At 65.0% G+C, this 21,863-nt stretch carries 25 protein-coding genes and 1 tRNA gene; 6 read left to right on the top strand and 20 right to left on the bottom strand.

Annotated elements, in window-relative coordinates; genetic code table 11:
* Positions 1-16 precede the first annotated feature (16 nt).
* The 5 genes from QNO06_RS04765 (at position 17) to QNO06_RS04745 (ending at position 2,476) form a co-directional block, all read left to right on the top strand.
* Positions 17-310: a hypothetical protein gene (locus QNO06_RS04765; protein ID WP_227914576.1), complete on the top strand. Its 294-nt coding sequence runs from the start codon at positions 17-19 to the stop codon at positions 308-310.
* A 165-nt stretch (positions 311-475) separates the two neighbouring features.
* Entirely contained in the window at positions 476-922 is a 447-nt protein-coding gene (locus QNO06_RS04760) for a hypothetical protein (RefSeq protein WP_227914577.1), read from the top strand.
* The gene (locus QNO06_RS04755; protein ID WP_227914578.1) at positions 922-1,254 is read left to right on the top strand and encodes a hypothetical protein; all 333 of its coding nucleotides are present in this window, start codon (positions 922-924) and stop codon (positions 1,252-1,254) included. The genes QNO06_RS04760 and QNO06_RS04755 overlap by 1 nt, the downstream gene beginning before the upstream one ends.
* Before the next feature lie 44 nt (positions 1,255-1,298).
* Positions 1,299-2,216, top strand: a complete 918-nt coding sequence (locus tag QNO06_RS04750; protein ID WP_227914579.1) for a peptidoglycan recognition protein family protein — start codon at positions 1,299-1,301, stop codon at positions 2,214-2,216.
* Positions 2,213-2,476, top strand: coding sequence for a hypothetical protein (locus QNO06_RS04745; RefSeq protein ID WP_227914581.1), 264 nt, complete (start codon positions 2,213-2,215; stop codon positions 2,474-2,476). The genes QNO06_RS04750 and QNO06_RS04745 overlap by 4 nt, the downstream gene beginning before the upstream one ends.
* Positions 2,477-2,872: 396 nt before the next feature.
* On the opposite strand, the gene QNO06_RS04740 is transcribed toward QNO06_RS04745, so the two are convergent.
* Positions 2,873-3,028 (bottom strand): hypothetical protein, encoded by a 156-nt coding sequence (locus QNO06_RS04740; RefSeq protein ID WP_227914585.1) that lies wholly within the window; start codon positions 3,026-3,028, stop codon positions 2,873-2,875.
* Positions 3,029-3,100: 72 nt separating this feature from the next.
* Positions 3,101-3,265 (bottom strand): hypothetical protein, encoded by a 165-nt coding sequence (locus QNO06_RS04735; protein ID WP_227914588.1) that lies wholly within the window; start codon positions 3,263-3,265, stop codon positions 3,101-3,103.
* A gap of 194 nt (positions 3,266-3,459) precedes the next feature.
* Between QNO06_RS04735 and QNO06_RS04730 the strand changes: the two genes are divergently transcribed.
* Positions 3,460-3,582, top strand: a complete 123-nt coding sequence (locus QNO06_RS04730) for a hypothetical protein (RefSeq protein ID WP_269437465.1) — start codon at positions 3,460-3,462, stop codon at positions 3,580-3,582.
* Here QNO06_RS04730 and QNO06_RS04725 read toward each other — a convergent pair.
* From QNO06_RS04725 to QNO06_RS04640, 18 genes are all read right to left on the bottom strand, one after another.
* The gene (locus QNO06_RS04725; protein WP_227914592.1) at positions 3,579-3,776 is read right to left on the bottom strand and encodes a hypothetical protein; all 198 of its coding nucleotides are present in this window, start codon (positions 3,774-3,776) and stop codon (positions 3,579-3,581) included. The genes QNO06_RS04730 and QNO06_RS04725 overlap by 4 nt on opposite strands.
* Positions 3,773-4,204, bottom strand: coding sequence for a DUF6221 family protein (locus QNO06_RS04720; protein WP_227914594.1), 432 nt, complete (start codon positions 4,202-4,204; stop codon positions 3,773-3,775). Before QNO06_RS04720 ends, QNO06_RS04725 begins: the two co-directional genes overlap by 4 nt.
* 170 nt (positions 4,205-4,374) lie before the next feature.
* Positions 4,375-4,451, bottom strand: a tRNA-Leu gene (locus tag QNO06_RS04715).
* Positions 4,452-4,563: 112 nt separating this feature from the next.
* The gene (locus QNO06_RS04710) at positions 4,564-5,949 is read right to left on the bottom strand and encodes an NAD(P)/FAD-dependent oxidoreductase (protein ID WP_227914212.1); all 1,386 of its coding nucleotides are present in this window, start codon (positions 5,947-5,949) and stop codon (positions 4,564-4,566) included.
* A 69-nt stretch (positions 5,950-6,018) separates the two neighbouring features.
* Entirely contained in the window at positions 6,019-7,386 is a 1,368-nt protein-coding gene (locus tag QNO06_RS04705; protein WP_442860196.1) for a S8 family serine peptidase, read from the bottom strand.
* A complete protein-coding gene (locus QNO06_RS04700; protein ID WP_227914213.1) occupies positions 7,383-8,360 on the bottom strand; it encodes a Ppx/GppA phosphatase family protein in 978 nt (325 codons plus the stop codon). The genes QNO06_RS04705 and QNO06_RS04700 overlap by 4 nt, the downstream gene beginning before the upstream one ends.
* Positions 8,357-9,034 (bottom strand): DUF501 domain-containing protein, encoded by a 678-nt coding sequence (locus QNO06_RS04695; RefSeq protein ID WP_227914214.1) that lies wholly within the window; start codon positions 9,032-9,034, stop codon positions 8,357-8,359. The genes QNO06_RS04700 and QNO06_RS04695 overlap by 4 nt, the downstream gene beginning before the upstream one ends.
* Before the next feature lie 64 nt (positions 9,035-9,098).
* Positions 9,099-9,818, bottom strand: coding sequence for an FtsB family cell division protein (locus QNO06_RS04690; protein ID WP_269437460.1), 720 nt, complete (start codon positions 9,816-9,818; stop codon positions 9,099-9,101).
* Positions 9,819-9,995: 177 nt separating this feature from the next.
* The gene (eno, locus tag QNO06_RS04685; protein ID WP_227914215.1) at positions 9,996-11,276 is read right to left on the bottom strand and encodes a phosphopyruvate hydratase; all 1,281 of its coding nucleotides are present in this window, start codon (positions 11,274-11,276) and stop codon (positions 9,996-9,998) included.
* A gap of 146 nt (positions 11,277-11,422) precedes the next feature.
* Positions 11,423-12,163, bottom strand: a complete 741-nt coding sequence (locus QNO06_RS04680; protein ID WP_227914216.1) for a nucleoside triphosphate pyrophosphohydrolase — start codon at positions 12,161-12,163, stop codon at positions 11,423-11,425.
* Positions 12,156-13,301: an adenosine deaminase gene (locus QNO06_RS04675; RefSeq protein ID WP_227914217.1), complete on the bottom strand. Its 1,146-nt coding sequence runs from the start codon at positions 13,299-13,301 to the stop codon at positions 12,156-12,158. Before QNO06_RS04675 ends, QNO06_RS04680 begins: the two co-directional genes overlap by 8 nt.
* 19 nt (positions 13,302-13,320) lie before the next feature.
* On the bottom strand, positions 13,321-13,989 hold the full coding sequence (locus QNO06_RS04670; protein WP_227914379.1) for a DedA family protein: 669 nt from the start codon (positions 13,987-13,989) through the stop codon (positions 13,321-13,323).
* Positions 13,990-14,407: 418 nt separating this feature from the next.
* Positions 14,408-15,697, bottom strand: coding sequence for a thymidine phosphorylase (locus tag QNO06_RS04665; protein WP_227914218.1), 1,290 nt, complete (start codon positions 15,695-15,697; stop codon positions 14,408-14,410).
* Positions 15,687-16,112 carry a cytidine deaminase gene (locus QNO06_RS04660; RefSeq protein ID WP_227914219.1) on the bottom strand — a complete coding sequence of 142 codons (426 nt, stop codon included), beginning with the start codon at positions 16,110-16,112 and terminating at the stop codon, positions 15,687-15,689. The genes QNO06_RS04665 and QNO06_RS04660 overlap by 11 nt, the downstream gene beginning before the upstream one ends.
* A gap of 54 nt (positions 16,113-16,166) precedes the next feature.
* A complete protein-coding gene (locus QNO06_RS04655) occupies positions 16,167-17,453 on the bottom strand; it encodes an ABC transporter permease (RefSeq protein WP_227914220.1) in 1,287 nt (428 codons plus the stop codon).
* A complete protein-coding gene (locus QNO06_RS04650) occupies positions 17,450-18,811 on the bottom strand; it encodes an ABC transporter permease (protein ID WP_442860197.1) in 1,362 nt (453 codons plus the stop codon). Before QNO06_RS04650 ends, QNO06_RS04655 begins: the two co-directional genes overlap by 4 nt.
* Entirely contained in the window at positions 18,808-20,352 is a 1,545-nt protein-coding gene (locus tag QNO06_RS04645; RefSeq protein WP_227914221.1) for an ABC transporter ATP-binding protein, read from the bottom strand. Before QNO06_RS04645 ends, QNO06_RS04650 begins: the two co-directional genes overlap by 4 nt.
* Before the next feature lie 171 nt (positions 20,353-20,523).
* Positions 20,524-21,606: a BMP family lipoprotein gene (locus tag QNO06_RS04640; protein WP_442860198.1), complete on the bottom strand. Its 1,083-nt coding sequence runs from the start codon at positions 21,604-21,606 to the stop codon at positions 20,524-20,526.
* Positions 21,607-21,863 lie beyond the last annotated feature (257 nt).

Raw genomic sequence — 21,863 nt, 5'->3', positions numbered from 1 at the left:
AAACTGAGAGGAAGCCATGAGCTTCAGAACCCAAGCAACACTCGCAGAGGACTACACACTCCACCGCCGCATAGCAGCCAGCGCCGCCCGCGAAGGTATCCCCAACCCAATGGAATGGACACAAGCCCGAGCATGGGCTTTCTCCGCACAACCAGGCTGGGATGCCGCATACGAGTCCGCGATCCTCGTCGGCAACAGTGTCCCCGGATCAACCAACACCGTCATCACCGACAACATGATCCTCGCCGCCGTCCAAGCGCTGAAAAAGACAAACGCCAGCGACGCCAACCCCACCGGCAGCACCAACTAACGTAAACGCCCCCGCACCTGCGCGAACAAGTGCGGGGGCTACACCGAACTGTTTAGGAGTTCGACATGCCAACTATTACCCGAACTGGGGCGGGTCACAAAACACCACGCCCAACGAAAGGCCCCCCATGCAAACAAAGCAGGGACCATGAAACGGTGGTGCACCGTGGCTAAACGAGCCCTCCAACACCTCGACCGCGTCGACTGGGCGTTCGTCATCGTCAAAGTCTCACTCGGCATCATGTGGCCCGTCTTCTACTTCTCCGGCGACAGTGTCCGACCAGCAGGCACAGGCGGCCTATTCCTATGGCTCTGGTGCGCATTCACCGTCGTCGGGTTCGTCGTCAGCCTGTCCGGCCTCATCATGGCCGCACAACCCCGCCGCTTCCGCATCCCCGGACGGCAAATCGAAATAGCGGGCATCTGGCTTTTTGCGGGCGGACCCGTCTGCTACGGCATCATCCAGTCGGGCCTCTGGGTGTCCACGGGTGACGCCCTCCGCGGCGCACAAGTCTCCCTAGCGATCGGGCTCACAGCATCCCTGGTGGCACGAGTGTTCATCGTGAAGGACGGTGTACGCCGCGCGGCCATCCGCACGGAAGATGGTGCCTGATGGACGGCACACTCGTAGCAGCACTAGGGGCTCTCGCAGTATCCACCATCGGGTTCGTCTCCACACTCATCACCAAGAAAACCCGTGGCCCGGAAGACTTCGCAACGCAACGCCGCGACACCATCGCGGACCGTGACGGGCTGATCGACAAACTGAATGAGCGGATAGATGACCTTGAGGTTCGGGTGAAGTCCACTGAGGATGAGATACGCGTTGTGAAGGACCACAACAACGTCCTCATCAACTACTGCTACCGGCTCATAGCAGTGATCCGCCGGCACGGGCACGACGACGAAATACCGACCCCGCCACCCAACGGCATCCACATATAAGGCCCCACACACTGGGGCCTTTCTTTATGCCCCAAGGAGGGCCTATGGCTTACGATCTCATAACCAACCTGAACTCCCGGAACTACACACCAGGCGCGAGCGTACCTGCCACCTTCGGCAGGGCCCGCACCATTGACTCCATCACGATCCATTGGTGGGGGCTTCCTGAATGGGGAGACACGTTCGAGGGTGTTTGCAATTTCCTCTGTACCAACACCAAACCAACGTCCGCCCACGAAGTTATTGAAGCGGGCAGGGTCGCAGTCATCGTCAACCACGGAGACGCGTCGTGGGCTGCTGGGAATGCGGTGGGGAACGCCACCAGTATCCACCTGGAATGCAGGCCACGCGCTTCGGAGGCAGACTACGCAACCGTCGCTGAGCGTGTCCGCGATCTACGCGCCATGTACGGCGATCTGCCGCTCATCCCCCACCGAGACTGGCAAGCAACTCAGTGCCCGGGTGTGTGGGACCTCAGCAAAATCGACAGGCTCGCCCGCGCTCTAGGCGGGTCCGCAAGCATCCTGCCCACAGGCAACATCATCGAGGAAGAAGAAGACATGGCAACACCCGAGGAAATTTGGTCCTACCGCACGACGGTTCGCGGTCAGAAGGAGCAGGCCATCGACGTGCTCGTGTACGCCAACCAGTTCGCGGCCGAAGCGAAGGAAGCAGCAGCACGAGCCGAAGCGAAAGCCGACGCCGCGATCAACGCTGTGGGCGGGCTACTGTCCACGCATCTCCCGCACCCGTTCGAGCAGGGCAAAACGTACACGCTGGCCGACTACATCCGGTACGGCAACGCGTTCGCTGGGCAGGCCGCAGACGCTTCCAAAACGGTGATGACCACTGTTGACCCGAAGATGCTCGCTGCGGCGGTCACAGAGGCGGCAGGGAAGGCTAACGCACAGTCGCTCATTGACCAGGTGAACATCAAGCTCGAAGTGAAGGACACCAAGTGAACCCGTTTGTTGCATCCCTGATCCGCACCATCGTCCCCGTTGTGGCGGGTGCTGTCATTTCGTGGCTGGCACTGGTGAACCTGGACATTGATGCGGAAGGGCAGGCATCACTCTCCGCGCTCCTCACCGCGGCGCTGACCGGCGCCTACTACATTGTGGTCCGACTCATCGAGACGAAGATCCCGCAGGTTGGGTGGCTGCTCGGCCTCGCCAAAACCCCGGACTCGTATTCGCAGGACACGCCGAAGCACCGCGCCTAAACGCATGATTGGCCCCACCCCGAAAAGGGTGGGGCCCTTTTTGCGTTAACAGTCGTTGACCGACTAGTCAGGGTGCTGTTTACTTACTGACAAGTTGTTGGCCTCACAGCCAACCAACCGCGGCACGACTGCTTTCTTGGGGAACACAGTGGGCCATACACGGGTAAGGTCAGTGCGCTCTAAAACAGGGTTGGGCCGGCATCTACATAGAAGTGGGGCCGGCGTTCCCTTTTGCCCGGTAAGCGCCGACCCCTATCGCCCTATAGATAGGACTCACACAATGTCGCACCCTTCACCTGTTAGTGCAACACCTGTTGATTACTTGGTTCCGTCGTTGACACCGGGGCAGGGGTCAGCGTTGGCCCGTTTGTTATCGGAGTTGAACCCGTCCTGGAATCATCGGGAGGCGTATGCGGCGGTGGGTTCGGCGGTGGCCCAGAACATGGGTGGCGCTGTCGCGGTGTGCGTGGCGGCGATCATCGCAGCATCGTCGGTGGGTTCGTCGCCGGCGGACATCGGGTTCCCGGGCTCACACTGGGAATGCGCGCACACGATCACCGCCTGCAGCATCTGAGCATAAGTTAGCCGCCCCTGGTCAACGGACTGGGGGCGGCTTTCGCGTGGTTAGGCGTCGTATTGGATGGGTTCGACAAGGAGCGAGTCGCCCCATTGGAATCCGATGATGATCCCGATGAGGAGGACGATGCCGGTGATCGCCATGAGGCAGAAGTACCGGTACCAGTTGAAGCGGAGGATGGCGGCTAGTATTCGCTGTGTGGTTGTTCGCATGTAGCCCACATTAATGTGTAACTTCCCGTTTGGGAAGTGGTTTAGGAAGTTATGTGGGAGGTTTCGGCATGTTGGGGCGTAGTCCTGATCCGTCCGACGTCGTGCATGCCCCGTACAGGCGTGAACCGTACATCCGTGTGCGGTGGCATGACGGGTCGGTGCGGGATGGGAAAGCGTTGGCGTGGACACGAGACATGGTGTTATTCCATGCCGAACCGGAAGGGCTGGTCACGGACGAATGGGTGCCAGCCGGTGCCGTCGTCAGGATCCGGCGCGAGGAGTCGAGTTGGGTGGACCCTTACGACTTGCAGCGCTAGTTTGTGGCCCTCATCTGCTCCCAGCGGCGCTGGCGTTCCAAACGTTCGAGGTGCTGGCGCCGTTGTGCTGCTTCGTAGTCCTGGCTGAACTTCCGGCCTGCCTCCGCTGCTTTGGTTGCGACAGCGTGCAGGTTGCTCATCGCTTCGGCCAGCTTGGGATCAGACACGAATTGCTCCAAAGGGTTGACGCTCATGCTTGGCTCGCTTCCTGTGCCCACTCGGGCTGGTAATCGGGGTGATCGGCATGCACGGCCGCAAGGGCGCGGAGGGTGGCGCACGGACCAGTGATGCCCCACCCTGAGTAGTCATCCCATTCGCCGCAGATCATGCAGCCTTGCTCTTTGCCCGCAGACCTGTCGTCCGGTCCGAGTTCATGTAGCTCCACAATCGCCCGTTTGGCCGCGCACTCGGCAAGGACACGGGCAGGATCATGGGTGGCGATATGGAGGGCTTGCTCGGCTGTGTGACCACCCTCGTCATAGATGTGAATGTCACCCTGCACCACTGACTCGTCGAGCGGGTGGCCCTGGTCAACATGCCAGCGACCATCCCTTCGCACAGCCGCCCGCGCCACTGCCTCGTCCTCCGCGATCCTGGCGAGGAGGAAGGTTTTCAGGTCCATGCATGTCTCGTTCCTGTTTGGGTAGGGGTGACCCCTGCGACTTGATGACTAACGAGGGTTTTCAGCGTGTATTTGGGACTTTGTGATGACTTATCGATGACCTAGGCCCTGTTTCGGTCTATCTCAGGTGAGTGCACGGTAGCTACTCCCCTACTGCGATAAGGGATGTTTGGTACCCCAGGTCGGACTCGAACCGACAACACACCGATTTTAAGTCGGTTGCCTCTGCCAATTGGGCTACTGGGGCCTGGACAATTGCCTTCCAAGCGTACTGGAAAGCCGCGGAGGGCGGGAAACACGGCAGCGGCGGCCCTCCCGAGGGAGGGCCGCCGCTGCGGTTTATGAAGTGACGCGGAAAGCTAGGCCTTCACTGCCGGCTTCTTGGCCGGAGTTGCTGCTTCCTCGAAGCTCCGGCGCGGGTGCTTGAGGTTGCGCAGGTCGGTCACATCGCGGCCGTAGGCCACGTTCAGCAGCCAGCCCGAGACCACACGGAACTTGCGCTCGAACATCGGCATGGCCAGGCCGTGGTAGCCGCGGTGGGCCAGCCAGGCCGGGAAGCCCTTCATGCCGAAGCCCATGATGTTGGCAACGCCCTTGTACTGGCCAAGGCCGGCAACGGCACCCAGGCTCTTGTGGTTGTATTCCTCGACGCTGCCGACGCCGTAACGGGCGGCCATGATGTTCTTGGCCAGCAGCTTGGCCTGGCGGACGGCGTGCTGTGCGTTCGGGACGCAGAAGCCGCCAACACCGCCGCCGGAGAGATCGGGGACGGCGGAGACGTCGCCGGCAGCCCAGGCGCCGTCGATGGGTCCGTTGTCACCGGTGATGCGCAGTTCGGCGTTGGCGCGGACACGGCCGCGCTCGTCGATCGGGAAGTCGGTGGCGCGCACCATCGGGTTGGCCTGCACACCGGCGGTCCAGATCAGGGTGTCCGTACCGAATTCGCCGGCCGGGGACTTGTCAGCCATGTTGATGAGCTTCAGGACGCCGTCCTCGGCGGAAGCCAGGGAGGTGTTCAGCAGCACCTCGATGCCGCGCTCACGCATGCTGGATACAACCCACTCGGCCTGGTCCGGCTTGACCTCGGGCATAACGCGGCCCATGGCCTCGATCATGACGAAACGGAGGTCTTCGCGGCGGAGCCGGTCGTTGAGGCGGACCGCGTCGCGGGCCATGTCTTCGATCTCGGTCAGGGTTTCGATACCGGCAAAGCCGCCGCCGACGACGACGAAGGTCAGGGCGCGTGTGCGCTCCGGGCCGACGGGCATCAGGGAGGCGGTTTCAATGCGCTCCAGCACGTGGTTGCGGGTACCGACGGCTTCTTCGATGCTCTTCATGCCGATGCCGGCCTGCGCGAGGCCCGGGATCGGGAAGGTGCGGGTAATGGAGCCTGCGGCCAGGACAACGTCCTGGTAGGGCAGCTCAAACGGTTCACTGCCGTCGCCGGGCTCTACCGTGGCGGTGCGGGCAGCATGGTTGATGGAAGTGACCTTGCCGGTGATCAGCTCGGTGCTCTTCAGGTGCATGCGGTGGGATACAACGGCGTCGCGGGCCTCAATGGTGCCGGCGGCGACTTCGGGAAGGAACGGCTGGTACGTCATGTACGGAAGCGGATCCACTACCGTAACAATGCCGCCCTGGGCCTTGACCTTCTTCTGGAGGTCTTTGGCTACGTATAGACCGACGTAACCACCGCCGACCACCAGAACGCGGGGACGATCAGAAAACTGCTTGTTCGATGCCATACGCCAATCCTACCCGAGTTTGTGAAAGTCTTCACGAACTATTTGACAAACGGCACATCGGGTTTTTCGCTAGCTCACACCAACTTCATCAAGGGAACCGGATTCGGTGGCTTCGCCCGCTTCGGAACGTGCTTGCCGGCGCCGGACAATGGCAACGTGTACGGTTCCGGCGAGGAGCACCGCGAGCAGCAGCCCGCTGAATCCCAGCACTACGGCGGCGGGCAGTGAACTGTTTTCGGCCGGAGGTGCGGCCGCGGCCGGAACAGTCGGTTCAGGCAGGTCCGGCACGGTGGGGGCAGGAATGTCTGCGGTGCCCGGCGACACGTCCGCCACCCGGCGGTGGACCCGGATCCATTCAGCGATGGTGCCCAGGGGGTTGACGGAAACCGAGGGTACATCGGCATTCAGCGCGGCGTTGGCGTCCAGGATGCCGTAGCCGTAGATGGTGTCGGTGCCCGGCGCTCCTGCGTCCCGGGCAGTCCTGACAATCCGGTTTACGACGTCGGCCGCGCTCATCTCGGGATGGGCGGACCGGATCAGTGCCGCAACACCGGCAACCAGCGGAGCCGCTCCGGAGGTGCCCTCCCAGTCGGCATACCGCGCAGTGCCTTCGGGCAGCCCGCCGATCAGTTTCTCGGCCGGAGCGGCCACGCCGATGCTGATGCCTTCGGAGGAGGAATCCCAACTGGCCTCGCCCTGCCGGTTCAGGCCGGCAACGGTCAGGACACCGGGGATGGTGGCCGGAGCCCCCACCTGGACCATGCCCACACCGCGGTTACCGGCAGCCGCAACCACTACGACGTCGTGCTGTTCGGCATACAGGAACGCGTTGTCCCAGCTTTCCGGCCAGGCAGTTGAGGTACTGCCCAGGGACATGTTGATCACCTTGGCGCCGTTGTCTACGGCCCAGCGGACAGCGTTGGGGATTTGCGTGTCGATGGGGACGCCGCCGGGATTGGTGCCTCCGATCCAGGCGGAAACCGCAAGGAGCTCGGCTTCCGGTGCCACGCCGATGATGCCTTCGGTGCGTTCCTTCTTTTCGCCCTCTTTTGCTTCGCCTGGCTTCTCGTGGCCCCGCCCCGCCAGCAGCGTCGCCACCAGGGTGCCGTGCTCGGGCGTGGTGCCCAGGCCCTTGGCGCCCTTGGGGTCGCCGGCTCCGGAAACATCGGTTCCGCCTACAACGGCTCCGGCAAGGTCCGGATGGCTGGCGTCCACGCCCGTGTCAATGACGGCTACCTTGACGCCGGCGCCCTTGGTGGTCTTCCAGGCCTCGGTGATGCCGTAGTCGTTAAGCCAGTACTGCTTGTCCCGCCACTCATCGGCCTGTGCGGCGGGGGCGGCCAGGAGCGGGAGCGCCACGGCGGCCACGAGCACGGCGGCCGCGGTCCGAAGGCGGGCGGCTTTGCGTCGGCCGGTGGCCCCAGCTGCGGCGCTCACCCGGCGACGCTCAGGGCGATGCCGTCAAGGATGTCGTGTTCGCTGGCGAACGCCGAAGATACCCGGCCGTCCGTCAGTTCTTCGACGCGGTCCACAATGGTGCGCCAGATCAGGGCACCGGCCCCGATGACGTCGACCCGGCCGGGGTGCATGTACGGAAGGCCGGTACGTGCGGCGCGGTCCCGGTGCAGCAGCGCATCCGCCGTGCGGTCGATTTCTTCCCTGCTGAGCTCTGTGCCGTGGATGGCTTCGGGCGCGTACTCCGCCAGGTCCAGCGCTGCGGCGGTGACGGTGGTGATGGTCCCGGCCACACCCACCAGCCGGTCGGTTTCGGCCAGCGGGACGGTTGCCTGCGCGGAAGCGATCATGTCCAGGATCTCGGCCCGCGCACCGGCGATTTCCGCTTCAGTGGGCGGGTCGGAAAGCAGGTAGCGTTCGGTGAACCGCACGCAGCCCATGTTGGTGCTCTTGGCCGCCAGGACACCGGTGCTGTCGCCGAGCACAAACTCGGTGCTGCCGCCGCCCAGGTCCACCACGAGTGTCTTGGCGCCGTTGCTGCCGGCAAAAACGCTGGCGGCACCGGTGTAGGAAAGCTCGGCTTCCTCGTCGCCGCTGATGACTTCCGGTTCCACGCCGAGCCGCTCCCGGATGCCGTCCACGAATTCCTGCCGGTTTTCAGCGTCGCGGCTGGCTGAGGTGGCTACAAAACGGATCCGGGCAGCACCGTGCTCGCGGATGAGTGCGGCGTATTCGTCTGCCGCGGCGAACGTGCGTTCCAGCGCTTCGGGGGCCAGCCGGCCGGTGGCGTCCACCCCCTGTCCCAGACGGTTCACACGCATCAGGCGCACGACGTCGGTAAGCCGGGCCGCGCCGTCGGCGTCCCGGGTGATGTCCGCGATCAGCAGGCGGATGGAATTGGTGCCGCAGTCAACGGCGGCAACCCGCACACTCCCGGTGGTGTTCTGGTCGCTCACAGTTCTCCCTCGTTCGTTGCGGCTTCTTCCGCTGCCCCGCCGCCCAGCCGGCGGGCCGCTTTTTTGCTTTCCAGCTCTTCCGGGCTCAGGCCCTGCGTCTTGGTGTGACGGCTCAGGTCCCGGGCCGGAGCCGCTCCGGCAGTGTCCCAAGCACCTTCGCAGTAGCACCGGTCAGCTGTCCACCATTCGGAAATGGCGGCCAGCGCCTCATCGCCCAGCGGGTTCACGCCGGGCCCGGCGGCCAGGGAGTGCCCCACCAGCACGTGCAGGCACTTGACCCGGGTGGGCATCCCGCCGGCGGAAACCCCGTCGATTTCCGGCACCGGTCCGGTGCCCGTGCGTTCGCCGATTTCGTTGCGCACCTGCAGGTAGTGCTCGTGCGCGCGGCGGTAGCGCTGTGCAAGCTCGGGATCGTCTTCGAGCCGGCGGGTCATGTCCGTCATCAGGCCCGCAGCTTCGAGCCGGGAGACGGCGGCGGTGATCACCGGGTGCGTGAGGTAGTACGTGGTGGGGAAGGGAATGCCATTGCTCAGCCGCGGCGCGGTGGTGGCCACCAGGGGGTTGCCGCAGACGCAGCGGGCACCGATCTCGACGACGTCGCGCACCGGTCGGCCGAGCTGCCTGCTCAGCGTTTCCAGGTCTTCCTGGGTGGGGGCGAGCTGGTCCTGCGTCATGCTCAGAAGTTCCTTCCGTGGGGGCCGCGACGGGCCCCGGGCTGCTGTTCTATCAGCCTCCAGATTACTGTGCCGTGGCCGATCTCTTGACCGAGTCCCACAGCGAATCGACCCACTGGAGGTCTTCAGGCTCCTCCTCGGCCGCTTTCGCTTCAGCTTCCTCCACGCCGTTTTCGCCCTTGACCAGGTACCGCTTCTCCCCCGGCATCACCAGGAAAATCCGGTCCCTCGCCTGCTGCTTGATGTAGGCCGGGTCTTCCCAGCGGCCCAGCTGGACTTCCAGTTCCGACTGCTTTTCCTGGGCCTGGGCAATTTCGGCCCTGGCTGCGGCGATGTCTGAACGCTGCTGCAGATAGGTGCGGACCGAGGGAGCCAGCAGCACGGTGATGGCCACCATGACCATGGCCAGCACCAGCAACCGGCCGGAGAAGGCCTTGGCCGGGACCGGCCGCAGCTCTTCGTCAGCGGCAACCGGCGCCGCGTTTTTCTCCTTCTGCACGTCCCCGGCCTGGCGGCGGATCGCTCCGGAGAGCTGGGAACGCGCGGCGGCCCGGGCATCTGACGCGGAGGGCTTGCGCTGGTGCGTTGCAGGTTTGGCGGCGGGTTTCGAGGCGGCGGGCTTGGCGGCAGCGGGCTTGGCGGCAGCGGGCTTGGCGGCAGCGGGTTTCGAGCCGGCAGCTTTCGCGGCGGCAGGTTTGGCTGAAGACTTTGCAGGAGCAGGTTTCGCTCCGGCGGTCCGGACGGGGGCCGGGGACCTGGGCACCTGGGGGCGTCGCGTTGACATGCGTTCTGAGTCCTTGGAGTATGTCGATGCTGCGGATCCTGCGCCAGCATAAAAAACCGGCCCGGAAACCACCGCGGGCGGGTTCCTCCTTCGAGGGTACCCACCCGCAGTGTCCGGGCCGTCCACGCAACGCCTGCAGGCCCGGAATCGGGTCTTCAGGCGGCTGGTGCGCAGATGCTAGCCGTTGAAGCGCGGGAAAGCGCTGCGGCCTGCATAGCGTGCGGCGTCGTCGAGCTCTTCTTCGATGCGCAGCAGCTGGTTGTACTTGGCCACACGCTCGGAGCGGGCCGGAGCGCCGGTCTTGATCTGCCCGGCGTTGGTGGCGACGCAGATGTCGGCGATGGTGGTGTCTTCCGTCTCACCCGAGCGGTGCGAGGTGATGGTGGTGTAACCGGCACGCTGGGCCATGGTGATGGCATCCAGGGTCTCGGTCAGGGTACCGATCTGGTTGACCTTCACCAGCAGCGAGTTTGCCGCGTTGTTCTTGATGCCGGTTTCCAGGCGGGCGGGGTTGGTGACGAAGAGGTCGTCACCAACAATCTGCACCTTGTCGCCGATGGAAGCGGTCAGGGTCTTCCAGCCGTCCCAGTCTTCCTCGTCCAGCGGATCCTCAATGGAGACCAGCGGGTAGTCGCGGACCAGTTCCTCGTAGTACGCGGACATCTCGGCCGCGGACTTGTTCTGCCCCTCGAAGAGGTAAGCGCCGTCCTTGAAGAACTCGGAGGCTGCCACGTCCAGTGCCAGGGCGATGTCGGTGCCCGGTACGTAGCCGGCGCGCTGGATCGCTTCGATGATCAGGTCCAGTGCAGCGCGGTTGGAGGGCAGGTTCGGCGCAAAGCCGCCTTCGTCGCCCAGGCCGGTGGAGAGGTTCTTTTCCTTCAGCACGGACTTGAGGTTGTGGTAGACCTCCACGCCCCAGCGCAGGCCCTCGGAGTAGGTCTGCGCGCCCAGGGGAACAATCATGAATTCCTGGATGTCAACGTCGGAGTCGGCGTGCGAGCCGCCGTTGAGGATGTTCATCAGCGGGACGGGCAGGATGTGCGCGTTGGGGCCGCCGAGGTAGCGGTACAGCGGCAGGGCAGCGGATTCGGCGGCGGCACGGGCCACGGCCAGGGAGACGCCGAGGATGGCGTTGGCGCCGAGCCCGGACTTGTTCTCGGTGCCGTCCAGGTCAATCATGGCCTGGTCGATGGCACGCTGGTCGGCGGCGTCGAAGCCCAGCAGGGCCGGCTGGATCTGCTCGATCACGGCTTCGACGGCCTGCAGCACGCCCTTGCCCTGGTAGCGGTTCTTCTCACCGTCGCGGCGTTCGTTGGCTTCGAAGGCACCCGTGGAGGCACCGGAGGGTACCGCGGCGCGGCCGAAGGTGTCGTCGTCGAGCAGCACCTCCACCTCAACGGTGGGGTTGCCGCGGGAATCGAGGATTTCGCGGGCGTGGATGGCATCGATGATGGCCATTGAATTGCTCCTGTTCATTGGAACGATTGGGGAGAAAACCGCGGTGCTGCGTGGGCAGCACGCCGCAGTGTCTGTCTCTTAGCCTAATAGAATCGCGGCCCCGGGTAAGGCCCGGCAGGCCAATATGCCCCAACCAGTGTCCCGGATCAGCCCGAAATCTCCCCGTCAGCAGTTGTTTCGGCGCCCGTTTCGAGGCCGGCTTCAGCGCCGGTGCTGGCGGTGGTGTAGCGCCGCACTGCGGCCCGCAGCGCAGCCTCGGCGTCCAGCCCCTGCTCGGAAGCCCGGCGCACCAGTGAGAGCAGCGCGTCGCCCAGCGCGGCGTCGTCGGAGAATCCTTCTCCAGTGCCGGACGGCGGCAGGGGCAGTCCCGCACGGCGGGCCCGCGAGAGGGTTTTTGCGGCCAGCACCAGGGCGGGCAAGCCGGCAGGAATGCCCTCGAAAGCCGAGCTGCGGTCCGGGGTTTCGGCCTTTTTCACATCGTCCCAGGCCTGTTCAATGGCGGCCAGCGACGGCTGCCCGCCGGTGTCGGGCAGGACGCTGCCGTCAGCCGCGAACACGTGCGGGTTGCGGCGGATCATCTTGGCGGTGAGCCCGTCCACCACGTCGGCCACGGAGAAGCTGCCGGTTTCCTGCTGCAGGCGCGCGTGCAGCATCACCTGCAGCAGCACATCCCCCAGTTCCCCGCGCAGTTCGGCGGCCCGGACGGGACCTGCGGTTCCGCCTTCCACCGCCTCAATGAGCTCGTAGGTTTCCTCCACGAGGTATTCCAGCAGCGACTCGTGCGTCAGTTCCCGGGTCCAGGGGCAACGCTCACGCAGGGCGGCGATGACCCCGGCGAGGCGGGTGAACCGCTCGCCGAGGTCATCGGGAAGGGGAAGTTCAGCCACGGGCGCGGTTGAAACCCTCGGTGACGTAGGCGGACAGCGCGGCGCGTTCATCCAGCGGCAGGAAGGCAGCGTTGACGGCGTTCATGGTCAGTTCCAGGATGTCATCCAGGTCGTACTCGAATGTCTCCATCAGCAGCTCGAACTCGCCGGTCAGCGTGACCGAACTCATCAGCCGGTTGTCCGTGTTGACCGTGACGGCGAAGCCCGTCTGGTACAGCAGGTCGATGGGGTGGGTTTCAATGTCCTCGCCGAAGGAAGCCACCGCACCTGTCTGCAGGTTCGAGGACGGGCATACTTCCAGGGCAATGCCGCGGTCCCGGACCCAGGAAGCCACCCGGCCCATGCTGACCAGGCCAACCTCGGGCTCTTCGGGGGAACCGGCGTCGGTGTCGAATTCCACGTCAATGTCTTCAGCGATCCGCACGCCGTGGCCCAGCCGCAGGGCGCGGCCGTGCACCAGTGCATCCACAATGCTCTCTATGCCGGCCGCCTCGCCTGCGTGCACGGTGATGGGGAACTGGTGTTCGGCCAGGAACGTGAATGCGTCCTTGAAACGTGAGGGGCCGAAGCCGTCCTCGGGACCGGCAATGTCGAAGCCCACGGCCCCCGAGTCGCGGTGCCGCAGCGCCAGTTCGGCAATTTCCATGGCCCGGTCGGCATGCCGCATGGCGGTGATCAGTTGCCCGACCTGGATGAAGCTGCCTGCTTGCTCAGCGTTGGCGACGGCCTCGTCGATTCCGGCCTGCACGGCCTCCACGGCGTCGTCAAGGCTCAGGCCGCCCTGCACATGCTGTTCCGGCGCCCACCGCACTTCGGCGTAAACCACGCCGTCGGCCACCAGGTCCTCGACGAATTCGCGGGCCACGCGGGAGAGCCCGTCGCGCGTCTGCATCACGGCAATGGTGTGGTCGAAGGTTTCCAGGTAACGCGGCAGCGAGCCGGAATCGGCTGCGGCGCGGAACCATTCGCCCAGCTCGGCGGGGTCGGTGGCCGGCAGTGCATGGCCGACGGCGGCGGCGAGTTCCACGATGGTGGCCGGACGGAGTCCGCCGTCCAAGTGGTCGTGCAGCGACACCTTCGGCAGGCTGCGGACGTCGAGACGGGAAGGGTTGGCAGGAGGATTTGTAGGCTCAGTCACACGGTCACTCTACGGGGTTTCAGGCGGCCTTCTGCGTCTTTTCGTCTTCTCCCGCGGCGGAGAAGCCGTCCTTGCCGGGAGGGACGGCAGCCGGGGTCTTGCCTCGGACCATGCTGATGAGCCGGTCCACAATCAGGCCCAGGACCAGCGCCCCGCAGACCCCTACGACGACGCCCAGCAGGTGGTGTTCGTCGAACCATGCACCCGCGATGGCTCCAATGGCGACGCTGTAGGCGGCCCATACAACACCCGAAATGCCGGTCAACGTCACGAAGCGGCGCCGAGGGAATCCGGTGGCGCCGGCAGTGAGGTTAACTACTACCCGGCCTACGGGGATGAAGCGTGCCACGAGGATCAGGGACACGGAGCGCTTGTCCAGCTCGTATCGGGCCCAGGCGAAGGACTTCCGCATTTTGGGCCGGCGCATCCAGCCGAAGCGTTCGGTGCCGATCCAGCGTCCAATCAGGTACGCCAGGTTGTCCCCCAGGAAAGCGCCCAGCGCCGCTGCCGGGATGACCAGCCAGATGTTCGCCCCGGCACCGCCGGCGGCCAGCGAGGCCAATGCCACCACCAGGGATTCGCTGGGCACCGGCGGGAAAAACCCGTCGATCAGGCAACAGGCGAAAAGCCCCACATAGACCCATGGCGACCCCGCAGAGGAGAGGATGAAGGCGTTGATGTTATCCACCGTGGCACTAAAAATCTCCAACAGTTGCCGCTCCTTGGGTTGACTGTCCGGCGTCCCTTACAAGCATGCCACGGACGCGCCAGTGCCCGCGGCGAACCGCCGCGGGCACTGTTAGAGGCTGGAACTGGTGAGCCGCGGGCCCACGCGGGGTCCGGAGGGGCGGGCCCACGCGGGGTCCGGAGGGGCGGGCCCACGCGGGGCCCGGAGGAAGGCGGGCCCACGCGGGGTCCGGAGGGGCGGGCCCACGCGGGGCCCGGAGGAAGGCGGGCCCACGCCGGGCCCGGAGGAAGGCCGGCCCACGCGGGGCCCGGAGGAAGGCCGCTTTAATATTTTCTGCGAGCTCTGCGAGCAGGAAATTTCGTTGCCGCCGTTCCGGGCCCCGCGAGGGCCCCACAGGGCCCCACAGGGCCCGGGGAAACTAGCTGATCCGGTCCAGGATCAGCTTGCGCGCCGGGCGGGAGCCTTCCGGCGCAATAACGACGGCGTCCGCCAGCGCTTCCTTAGCCCGGTCGAACTTCTCCGGAGTGTCGGTCAGCAGCGTCATCAGCGGCTCGCCGGCACGGACCACAGCACCGGGCTTGGCGTGCATCACCACGCCGGCACCGGCCTGGACCACGTCTTCCTTTCGTGCCCGGCCTGCGCCCAGCCGCCACGCGGCTACGCCAACGGAGAGCGCGTCCAGTTCCACCAGCACGCCGTCGGCCGGAGCGTAGACGGTCTCGGATTCCTTCGCGACGGGCAGCTTCGCATCCGGATCCCCGCCCTGGGCGCTGATCATCTTCCGCCAGACGTCCATGGCCCGGCCGTCGCGCAGTGCGGCGGCGGGATCGGCGTCGTGCACTCCGGCGGCACTGAGCATCTCCTCGGCGAGGCGGATGGTCAGTTCCACCACATCCTCCGGGCCGCCGCCGGCCAGGACGTCCACGGACTCCTGAACCTCAATGGCGTTTCCGGCTGTGAGCCCCAGCGGCGTGGACATGTCGGTGAGCAGGGCCACCGTATTGACCCCGGCGTCCTTGCCCAGGGCCACCATGGTCTCGGCCAGTTCGCGGGCCATGGCTTCGTCCTTCATAAAGGCGCCCGAGCCCACCTTGACGTCCAGCACCAGCGAGTCGGTGCCTTCGGCGATCTTCTTGCTCATGATCGAGGATGCAATCAGCGGAATGGCTTCCACGGTTCCGGTGACATCGCGCAGTGAGTAGAGCTTCTTGTCCGCAGGGGCCAGGCCGGCGCCGGCAGCGCAGATGACGGCGCCGACGTCGCGCAGCTGGTTCATCAGGGCGCCGTTGCTCAGCGATGCCTGCCAGCCGGGGATCGCCTCGAGCTTGTCCAGCGTGCCGCCGGTGTGGCCCAGACCGCGGCCGGAGAGCTGCGGAACGGCCACGCCGAACACGGCAACCAGCGGCGCCAGCGGAAGGGTGATCTTGTCCCCCACGCCGCCGGTGGAGTGCTTATCGGCGGTGGGCTTGCCCAGGGAGGAGAAGTCCATCCGTTCCCCGGAGGCGATCATGGCCGCGGTCCAGCGGAAAATCTCTTCCCGGTTCATGCCGTTGAGCAGGATCGCCATGTTCAGCGCGGCCATCTGCTCATCGGCAATGGTTCCGCGGGTGTACGCGTCAATGGTCCAGTCGATCTGTTCGGCTGAAAGCACCCCGCGGTCCCGTTTGGTGCGAATGATATCTACGGCGTCGAAGTTGTTACTGTTCATGCTGGCCTCCCAGGTGCTGCGGTCCAAAAGCATCCGGCAGGACTTCGTCCATGCTGCGGATGCCGCTTACTGTCATCAGTGCCATGCCCGGCGCCCGGAATTCATAGAGCAGCTGCCGGCACCGTCCGCAGGGCATCAGGACCGCCCCGGAGCCGTCAACGCAGGCAAACGCCGTAAGGCGTCCTCCCCCGGTCATGCGCAGCTGGCTGATCAAGGAACATTCCGCACACAGGGTCAGCCCGTACGAGGCATTTTCAACATTGCAGCCGGAAACAATCCGGCCGTCGTCGGTAAGCGCAGCAGCGCCCACCGGGTATTGGGAGTAGGGCACGTAGGCATGGGCCAGCGCCGCACGGGCGGCATCCAGCAGCGCATCCCAGTTCACGTCCGTGCCCAGGGGGTCTTCAGTGGTCATAACAGGTCCTAGCTAGTGGCGGGCGGCCCGCAGACCGCCCGCCTCTTTTGTTTCTTATTCCTTGACGTACGGCACGCCGCTGGCCGCGGGTGCCCGGGACTTGCCCACCACACCGGCCACGGCGAAGATCGTCACCACGTAGGGCAGCATCGCCAGGAACTGGTTGGGAACCGAGGTCCCCAGCAGGCTCAGGACGTACTGCAGGTTGGTGGCGAAGCCGAACAGCAGGGCCGCCAGCAGGGCGCCGAGCGGGTTCCAGCGGCCCAGGATGAGGGCGGCCAGCGCAATGTAGCCCTGCCCGCCGGTCATATCGCGGTTGAAGGCGGAGACCGAGACCAGGGTGAAGAAGGCGCCACCGACGCCGGCGACGACTCCGGCCAGCAGCACGTTCAGGAAGCGCGTGCGGTTCACGTTGACACCCAGGGTGTCAGCCGCCTTGGGGTGCTCCCCAACGGCCCGGGTCCGCAGGCCCCACTTGGAGTGGAACAGACCGAAGTAGACAGCGGCCAGGGCGATGTACATGAGGTAGCCGACGATCGACTGGTTGAACAGGATCGGCCCGATGATCGGAATATCCGCCAGCAGCGGGATCCGGATGGGCGGCAGCGACGGCGGGCTGTTCCACTTGGCCGCGTCCGAGGACAGCAGCGTGGAGAACAGGAAGCCCGTGAGGCCCGAAACGAGCACGTTGAGCACCACGCCCACAATGACCTGGTTGACCAGGTACTTGATGCTGAACACTGCCAGCACCAGCGATACCAGGGCACCCGCCACGGCAGCGGCGAAGAGCCCCACGAAGGCACTGCCGGAGAGTGATCCCGCCACGGCGGCAGCGAAGGCGCCGAAGAGCAACTGGCCTTCAATGGCAATGTTCACCACGCCGGAGCGTTCGCACAGCACGCCGGAGAGCGAACCGAAGATCAGCGGGATGGACAGGGCGAAGGAGCCTGCGAGCAGGCCGTACAGGGCAACGTTGGGGGTGTCTGCACTGCCCACCACCCAGGTCAGGAAGCCGATGACGAAAGCCAGGCCGAAGACGGCGACCAGCCATACCGGCACCCGGTCTCCGCGGCGGGTGAGCATAAAGGCCCATGCAGCGGCGGCGATCATCACTACGGCCGTAAGCCAGCCCACCAGGGGCGCGGAAACCACCACCGAGGGGAGCACGATGGCTTCCCCTGGATCGGAAAGCCGGAACGTCACGTCAGTGGACGGAGCGCCGAGGGCGAAGACGGCCAGTCCCAGCAGCGCCAGGACAATCAGGATGATGGGGGTCTTCCAGCTGCGGACGGTTGCGACGGCAGCCGTCCCGGGGGCCGGGAGCGTTGTTGCGGTACTCATGCTGCGCCTCCGGCGGACTCGGTTTTGGGGGTCATGCGCTTGCCGGAGGTCTTGAACGCTCCGGGTGCGGGGATGCGGAACAGGGACCGTACCAGCGGCGGGGCCGCAATGAACAGGACGATCAGGGACTGCACCACCAGGACAATGTCGATGCTGGTTCCGGTGTTGGTCTGCATGTTCACGCCGCCGGCCCGGAAGGCGCCGAACAGCACGCCGGCTGCGAAGGTTCCCCAGGGGCTGGAGCGGCCCAGCAGGGCAACGGTGATGGCATCAAAGCCGAAGCTGGCGGCGACGCCGGAGGTCAGTACCTTCTCGGTGCCGGAAACCTGTGCCACGCCGGCCAGGCCGGAGAGTGCACCGGCAATGAGCATCACAATGATGTAGCCCTTGGTGGTGCTGATGCCGGCGTTGCGGGCAGCAGACGGATTGGCGCCCACAGCCTTGAGCTCAAAGCCCACCGTGGAGCGGTTCATCAGCCACCAGATGAACACGGTGGCCAGGACAGCCAGGACAAAACCCCAGTGCAGGCGGAACCCGGCACCCAGCAGCGGCGGGAACATGGCGTTCTTATCCAGCTGGGGGCTGATCGGGTTAGAGGAGCCGGGGCGCTGGAAAGCGGGCGTGCTGAGCAGGAACAGCACCAGGTTGATTGCCACGTAGTTGAGCATGATGGTGACGATCACTTCGTGTGCGCCCGTTTTGGCCTTCAGCGCACCGGCGATACCGGCCCAAATGGCCCCGCCGAGCATACCGGCCACAATGACCAGCAGCAGGTGCAGGCCAACGGGCAGGTGGAAGGTGAACCCCACCCAGGCGGCCATGGCCGCGCCGATGAGGATCTGACCCTGAGCACCGATGTTGAACAGGCCCGTCCGGAAAGCGACGGCGACGCCGAGTCCGGCCAGGATCAGCGGTGTTGCCACGGTGAGGGTCTGGGTGAGCGGGTAGAAGAACCGGGCTGTTGTTTCTGCCTCGAAGTTCAGGACCGAGCCCTGGAACAGGGCAACATAGGCGCCCGAGGCAGCCGACCAGGCCGCCGCAAGCAGGTCCGTGGGCCGGGAGAAGAAGTACGACGCCGCGGCGCCCACCTCCTCATCGGTGGCGGCAATCAGGATGCCGCCCACCACCAGTGCCAGCAGCACGGACAGAACCGAGACCACGGCATGGGAGGACAGCACCCGCCGCAGGGTCGACTGCTGCGCTGCGCCGTCGTCGCCCCGCGGGGACTTCGCCGGGACGGTGGGTGGTGTTGCCGCCGTGGCGGGTGTGTCCGCCGCCGCTTCGAGCCGGGCGGACACGGCAGCGTCTGTGCTGCTGCCTCCCGGCGGGTCCTGCGTGGTGGAATCCTCCGGGCTCACTGGGCCCCTCCCTTGGAATCTGTGTGGTGCGCTGTTGCTTCTTCCGCGTCCATGCCGGCCATCATCAGGCCCAGCACGTCACGCGAGGTGTTGGCGGGGACAATGCCCATCAGCCGTCCGCCGTAGAGCACGGCAATCCGGTCCGCCAGTTCAAGGACTTCATCTAGTTCGGTGGACACGATCAGCACCGGTGTGCCGACGTCGCGCTCGGAAATGATACGGCGGTGCAGGAACTCGATGGATCCCACATCCACGCCGCGGGTCGGCTGGGAGGCGATGAAAAGCTGCAGCGGGCGGGACAGTTCCCGCGCCATCACGACCTTCTGCTGGTTGCCGCCCGAAAGCGTACCGGCTGCCGCATCCGCAGACTGCGTGCGGATATCGAACTCGGTGATCTTTTCGGCCGCGTTCTGCTCGATCACGGCCGGACGCAGGGACAGCCCGCGTGCAAAGGGCTCCGAATCGTAACGGTTCAGGATCAGGTTCTCGGCCACGGAGAAGGTTCCCACCAGGCCGTCCACGTTGCGGTCTTCGGGCACGAACCCGACGCCGGCGCTGATGATGTCGCGGGTTTTGCGTCCCACCAGTTCCTCACCGTTGAGGCGGATGGAACCCGAGACGTGTTCCTGCAGACCCATGATCGCTTCGGTCAGTTCGGTCTGGCCGTTGCCCTGGACGCCGGCCAAGGCAAGGATCTCGCCCCGCCGGATGCCGAAGCTGACCGAGTCCAGTACCGCGGGTCCGCTGGCGGAAGCAACCGTAAGGTTGTCCACCACAAAGGTTTCCTCGCCGGGCTTGGCCGCTTCCTTGTTCAGGTTCAGGCTCACGGACCGGCCGACCATCAAGGACGCCAGTTCGGTGGTGGAAGCGGTGGGCTCGGCGGAGCCGACCACCTTGCCGCGGCGGATCACCGTAATGACGTCGGATACTGCCTTCACTTCGCGAAGCTTGTGCGAAATAAAGACGACAGACTTTCCGTCTTCGGTCAGCTGGCGCATGATGCCGAGCAGTTCGTCCGTTTCACGCGGCGTCAGTACCGCCGTCGGTTCATCCAGGATCAGGACCCGGGCCTCGCGGATCAGTGCCTTGATGATTTCCACCCGCTGCTGCACACCTACGGGCAGGTCCTCCACCACGGCATCGGGATCAACGTCGAACCCGTACTGGTTGGAGATTTCACGGATGCGGCGCCGGGTCTGTTCAAGGTTCAGCATGCCGGCGAACTTGGTCTTTTCGTCGCCGAGGGCCACGTTTTCCGCCACGGTGAAGACGGGCACCAGCATAAAGTGCTGGTGCACCATCCCGATGCCCGCGGCCATGGCGTCACCGGGACCGTTGAAGGTGACGGGGCGGCCGTCCACCAGGATTTCACCCTCGGTGGGCTCGTACAGGCCGTACAGCACGTTCATCAGTGTTGACTTGCCCGCACCGTTTTCGCCGAGCAGGCTGTGGACCTGCCCCGGTTCGACCACCAAATCAATGTGGTCATTGGCGACCAGCGCGCCGAAACGCTTGGTGATGCCCTTGAGTTCGAGTTTCAAAACCCCAACCAATCTGTTTTTGGGTAAATAAAGGGGAACACTACCGAAAACAGCACAAACGCCGTCTTCCCGGCAATGCAATTCTGCCGGGAAGACGGCGGTCGTTTTGGTGCATTCGGAGCTTCCAGTATCCGGACAACGGCCCGAATGCTGGTAATAACGGTCGCGTTGTTACTTCGGGCTCGAAGCGGACTCGACCTTGATTTCGCCGGAGATGATCTTGGCCTGGATGTCTTCGACGGCCTTCTTGACGTCGTCCGGAACGCTGGCTTCCTGATCGTGGAACGGAGCCAGTGCGACACCGCCGTTTTCGAGGGTGCCCACGTACGGGCTGTTGTCGAACTCGCCCTTGACGTCGCTGTTCACGACGTCTTCCACGGCCTCGCCCATCAGCTTCATCACGGAGGTGAGGATAACTTCCTTGCCCGTGGTGACGGACTCGTAGCCATCGGAGTCAACCCATACAACCTTGGCGTCCTTGCCGGCGGCGTTGGCTGCCACGACGGCGTCAATGGTGCCGGCGCCAACCGGACCGGCGACGGGCATGATGACGTCGGCGCCTTCGTTCAGGAAGTTCTGCGTGGTGGTCTTGCCCGCGGAGACGTCGTCGAAGCCGCCCGTGAAGGAATCCATGCCGAGAAGCTGGACGTCCTTGCCGTTCTGCTCGTTGTAGTACTCCACGCCCTGCTCGAAGCCCTCCATGAAGATGGTCACGGTGGGGATGTCCAGGCCGCCGTACGTGGCGACCTTTCCGGTCTGGGAGGTGCCTGCGGCAACGTAGCCGGCCAGGAACGCGGCCTGGGCCGTGTCGTAGATGATCGGCTTGACGTTGTCAGCCTCGATGGACTGGTCATCGACAATGGCGAAGTGGCTGTCCGGGTTGGCGGCAGCTGCTTCCTTGGTGGCATCAGCGAGCAGGAAGCCCACGGTAACCGTGATGTCGCAGTTGGCCTGGATCATGCTGTCCAGGTTCGGGGTGAAGTCGGTCTCGGACTGGGACTCGGCGGTCTTGACCTCGATGTCCAGGTCTTCCTTGGCCTTCATGATGCCGTTGTAGGTAGACTCGTTGAACGAGTTGTCATCGAATCCGCCGGAGTCGGAAACCATGCAGCCCAGGAAATCGGTAGCCCCGTCGGCGGAACCGCCTTCTTCTTCGGGGGCCGCGCCGCAGCCGGAGAGCAGAAGCGCCGAAACGCCGAGCATGGCGGCACTGACGCCTGCGTTGCGCTTAAAGCTGCGCGGGAAATTCTTCAATGTTCCTCCAGAAAGAAATGGGTATCACCCTCAAGAAGGCAGCCGGCGCTTCTCCCGGCCCCCGGCGGGGAAGGAACGCACCGGTGCCCGGTGTGGTGCAGCGCTCCGTCCATCGTTGGACCGCAGCAAGACAACCATAATGTGTCCCAGACGACACTCAGCGCAATTCGGCCGCTGGCGGCAGATTGTTTACATGTTGTTATCAAATGACGGCGCCCGGCACGGGAGGGACTGATATTGTCCTCCCGGCCGGGCGT

This window comes from Arthrobacter sp. zg-Y20 (genome assembly GCF_030142075.1).
Taxonomy (GTDB): domain Bacteria; phylum Actinomycetota; class Actinomycetes; order Actinomycetales; family Micrococcaceae; genus Arthrobacter_B.
Note: the sequence above shows the minus strand (reverse complement) of the source record. Positions and strands in the feature narration are given on the sequence as shown.

Coding starts and splice junctions, on each gene's coding strand:
- QNO06_RS04735 (WP_227914588.1), bottom strand. CDS start 3,265: ATGCGAACAACCACACAGCGAATACTAGCCGCCATCCTCCGCTTCAAC.
- QNO06_RS04710 (WP_227914212.1), bottom strand. CDS start 5,949: ATGGCATCGAACAAGCAGTTTTCTGATCGTCCCCGCGTTCTGGTGGTC.
- QNO06_RS04660 (WP_227914219.1), bottom strand. CDS start 16,112: ATGACCACTGAAGACCCCCTGGGCACGGACGTGAACTGGGATGCGCTG.
- QNO06_RS04655 (WP_227914220.1), bottom strand. CDS start 17,453: ATGAGTACCGCAACAACGCTCCCGGCCCCCGGGACGGCTGCCGTCGCA.
- QNO06_RS04690 (WP_269437460.1), bottom strand. CDS start 9,818: ATGTCAACGCGACGCCCCCAGGTGCCCAGGTCCCCGGCCCCCGTCCGG.
- QNO06_RS04665 (WP_227914218.1), bottom strand. CDS start 15,697: ATGAACAGTAACAACTTCGACGCCGTAGATATCATTCGCACCAAACGG.
- QNO06_RS04750 (WP_227914579.1), top strand. CDS start 1,299: ATGGCTTACGATCTCATAACCAACCTGAACTCCCGGAACTACACACCA.
- QNO06_RS04695 (WP_227914214.1), bottom strand. CDS start 9,034: ATGACGCAGGACCAGCTCGCCCCCACCCAGGAAGACCTGGAAACGCTG.
- QNO06_RS04720 (WP_227914594.1), bottom strand. CDS start 4,204: ATGGACCTGAAAACCTTCCTCCTCGCCAGGATCGCGGAGGACGAGGCA.
- QNO06_RS04725 (WP_227914592.1), bottom strand. CDS start 3,776: ATGAGCGTCAACCCTTTGGAGCAATTCGTGTCTGATCCCAAGCTGGCC.
- QNO06_RS04730 (WP_269437465.1), top strand. CDS start 3,460: ATGGTGTTATTCCATGCCGAACCGGAAGGGCTGGTCACGGACGAATGG.
- eno (WP_227914215.1), bottom strand. CDS start 11,276: ATGGCCATCATCGATGCCATCCACGCCCGCGAAATCCTCGATTCCCGC.
- QNO06_RS04755 (WP_227914578.1), top strand. CDS start 922: ATGGACGGCACACTCGTAGCAGCACTAGGGGCTCTCGCAGTATCCACC.
- QNO06_RS04765 (WP_227914576.1), top strand. CDS start 17: ATGAGCTTCAGAACCCAAGCAACACTCGCAGAGGACTACACACTCCAC.